Raw genomic sequence first — 3,753 nt, 5'->3', positions numbered from 1 at the left:
GGTGGTGGCCAGGGACGGGGCGGGCGGCAAGCGGCTCGTCGGCTATGTGGCGGCCGATGCGGATGCGAAGTTGCTGAGGCTGTTGCGGGAGCATCTCGGCCGCACCCTGCCGGACTACATGGTGCCGGCCCACATCGTCGTGCTGGAGCGTCTGCCGCTGACTCCCAACGGCAAGCTCGACCGCAAAGCTCTGCCGGAGCCTGCACCCGATGCCGGTGCCGGGCATATCGCGCCGGCCACGGTGACTGAACATGCGCTGGCTGAGATCTGGGGCGCCGTCCTGGGTGTCGGGCGCGTCGGTGCCGCCGACAATTTCTTCGTGCTCGGCGGTCATTCGTTGCTGGCGACGCGGGTGGCGGCGCAGATCCGCGACCGCTTCGCCGTGGAGCTTCCCCTTCGCGCCCTGTTCGAGGCGCCCACCCTGGCGGCGCTTGCCGCACGGATCGACCGCGAACGGGTGGACGGCGGCGACGAGGAGGAGATCGGACGGATGGACGCCCTGCTGGCCGACCTCGAAACCGATCTCGAAGCCATGCCGTCGGAGGCCGCGCAATGACCACGACCGCCAAGCGGGAGCCGGCCGGCCGGCCGGCCGATGCGCTGATCCAGATCGCCCGGCGCCTCGATGCCCTGCCTGCCGACCGGCAGGAGGAGTTCCTCCGCCGTCTTGCCGAATCCGGGATTTCCTTCGCCCGGCTGCCGATCCTCCCCGGCCGCCGGCCGGAGCAGCCGCCGCTGTCCCATGCCCAGCGGCGGCTGTGGGTGCTCTGGCAGCTCGACCGGGGCAGCCGGGCCTATCACATCCCGATCGGCCTGCGCCTGACCGGTCGTCTCGACCGGGAGGCGCTTGCCGGCGCATTCGCCGACATCGTGGACCGGCATGAGGTGCTGCGCACCAGCTATCCGGCCCGCGACGGCGAGGCGGAGCAGCGACTCCATCCCGCTGCTCCGCCCGATATCCGCTGGACCGACCTGTCGGCGCTGGAGGCGGTGGAGCGGGACCGTCGGCTGGAGGATCTGGCCGAAACGGAGGCGGCAACTCCCTTCGATCTGGAAGCGTCGCCGCCGGTCCGTCTGCGGCTGGTGCGCTTGGCCGAAGAGGAACATGCGCTTTTCCTGACCCTCCACCACATCGCCGCCGATGGCTGGTCGGTGAACCTGCTGGTTGAGGAATTCGCCGCCCTCTATGCCGCCCGCCGCCAGGGGCAGGACGCCGGCTTGCCTCCGTTGCCGATCCAGTATGTCGATCATGCGCTGTGGCAGGACCGTCTCCTGCGCAGCGGCGAGGGGACCCGGCAACTCGAGCATTGGCGTGCCCTGCTCGGCGACGAGCAGCCGGACCTGATGCTGCCCTGGGACGCGGAGGGTGACGGAAGCAACGGGCAGGGGCGGGATCGGCGCGAGGCCGGCCTCCCGATCCGTCTCGACGATGCCCTGGCCGCCCGGCTGCGCAACCTGGCCGGCCGAGAGGGGGCGACCGTCGCCAATCTCCTGCTGGCGGCCTTCCTGCTTCTGCTCCACCGCCACACCGGGCAAGGCGATCTTCGGGTGGGCGTGCCGGTCGCCGGACGTCACCGCGCCGAGACCGAGCGTTTGGTCGGCCTGTTCGTGAACAGTCAGGTCATCCGCGCCGACCTGCATGGCGGGCTCGGGCTGCGTGAGGTGCTGGCGCAGGTCCGCGACCGGTCGGTCGACGCCCAGGCCAGCCAGGACCTGCCCTTCGAGCACCTGGTCGACGCGCTGAAGCCGGAACGCCGGCTCGACCGCAATCCGCTGTTCCAGGTGATGTTCAACCACCAGCATCGCCGGCTGTCGGCGCTGGACCGGATCTCCGGGCTGACGATCAGGCCGCTGTCAGCCGGTTCCCGGGTCGCCCTGTTCGACCTGTCGCTGGAGGCCGAGGAGGATGACGGCGGAAGCATCCGCTGCGATTTGCGCTACCCCGCCGACCGGTTCACCCGGGAGCGGATCGCCGCCATGGCGGAGGATTACCGGCGCATCCTGGCCGCTTTCGCCGCCGATGGAGACGTTCCGGTCGCGTCCATCCGGCTGACGGCTGACGATGGCACGGACGCCGCGCTTGCCGTGCCCATGGCACCGGCCTCCGCACCGTCGCCCGCGATGCTGTTCGATGCCCGCGCGACGGAGGCTCCCGATGCCGTGGGTCTCGTCGCCGATGGGTGGTCGGTGACGTTCGGGACCCTGAAGGAACGCTCGGACCGGCTGGCCCGGCGGCTTCGCGCGCTGGGTGTCGGGCCGGATGTCCGGGTCGGGCTGGCGGCCGAGCCGTCGGCCGCCATGGTGGTTGGGCTGTTGGCCGTTCTGAAGGCGGGCGGGGGCTATGTGCCGCTCGATCCCCGGCTTCCCCGCGACCGCCTGGCCGGGATGGTCGCCGACAGCGGCATGGCCTTGATGCTGGTGCAGGACAGCCTGCAGGGGGCGATGCCGGCCGGTGTCGCCCGCTTGGCGTTGGATGCCGAGGGGGACGCCGAGGGGTTGGTCGAGCAAGGACCGGAGAGCGCTCTTCCGGCGCCGGCGGGTGAGGGGCTGGCCTATCTGATCTACACCTCCGGTTCGACCGGGACGCCCAAGGGCGTCGTGGTTTCCCACGGGGCGCTCGCCCGCCACTGTCTTGCGGCGGCCGAGGCGTATGGGATAACCGCCGAGGACCGGCTGCTGCATTTCGCGTCCTTCGGCTTCGATGCGGCGAGCGAACAGATCCTGATGCCTCTGCTGGCGGGGGCCGGAATTGTCCTGGGTGCCATGGCCGATTCCACGCCGGAGCGGCTGGCAGCGCTGATCCTGCGCGACGGCGTCACCGTCGCCGACCTGCCGCCGGCCTATCTCACCCACCATGCCGAAGCCCTTGCGGCCGCAATGCCCGGCCATCGCCTGCGCGCCTGCATCCTGGGTGGCGAGGCCTGGGATCTGTCGCTGGCCGGCCGTCTCGCCGGCTGGGTCGATGGTGTTTTCAACGCCTATGGGCCGACCGAGGCGGTCATTACCCCTCTGGTCTGGCAGGCGGGCGGAAAAGGGCAAGGCGGAACCGCCCCCATCGGCCGCCCCATCGGGGACCGCCGGACGCTGGTGCTCGACGCCTCGCTGAACCCGCTTCCATCGGGGGCGGTTGGCGAGCTTTATCTCGGCGGGTCCGGACTGGCGCGGGGCTACCTGAACCGGCCCGGCCTGACGGCGGAGCGCTTCGTCGCCGATCCGTTCTCGGGCGACGGCGGGCGGCTCTACCGGACCGGCGACCTCGTGCGCCAGCGGGCGGACGGGGTGATCGAGTATGTCGGTCGCCTCGACCATCAGGTGAAGATCCGCGGCTTCCGCATCGAACTCGGCGAGGTCGAGGCACGGCTGCGGGCGCAGGCGGGCGTGCGCGAGGCGGCGGTGGTCGCCGGAGACGGGACCTCCGGCAAGCGGCTGGTCGGCTATGTCGTGCCGGCCGGCGAGGCTGGCGGCGACTTGGTCGAGCGCCTGCGCGCCGGTCTGAGGGCGGCGCTGCCGGACTACATGGTGCCGGCGCACATCGTGGTTCTGGATCGGTTGCCGCTGACGCCGAACGGCAAGCTCGACCGCAAGGCGCTGCCCGAGCCGGAGGTGGCGTCGTCCTCGGCGCAGGTGGCTCCGCGCAGCGCGGCGGAGCGCGCCCTGGCGGCGCTGTGGTGCGAGCTGCTGCGGCTGGAGAACGTCGGCGTCACCGACAACTTCTTCGAGCTGGGCGGCGACTCCATCCTCTCCATCCAGCTG

At 71.4% G+C, this 3,753-nt stretch carries 2 protein-coding genes; both read left to right on the top strand.

The genetic code is table 11. From position 1 onward, the window contains the following. A partial coding sequence (locus tag JHL17_RS11520; protein WP_247893472.1) for a phosphopantetheine-binding protein occupies positions 1-556 on the top strand: 556 nt, incomplete at its 5' end. Further along, positions 553-3,753: non-ribosomal peptide synthetase (locus JHL17_RS11515; RefSeq protein ID WP_200193188.1), on the top strand; the 3,201-nt coding region annotated here is incomplete at its 3' end. The genes JHL17_RS11520 and JHL17_RS11515, both read left to right, overlap by 4 nt.

Origin of the sequence: Azospirillum endophyticum (assembly GCF_016595245.1) — a bacterium.
In the GTDB taxonomy this organism is placed as follows: domain Bacteria; phylum Pseudomonadota; class Alphaproteobacteria; order Azospirillales; family Azospirillaceae; genus Azospirillum; species Azospirillum endophyticum.
This window is presented reverse-complemented; position numbering and strand designations above follow the sequence as displayed.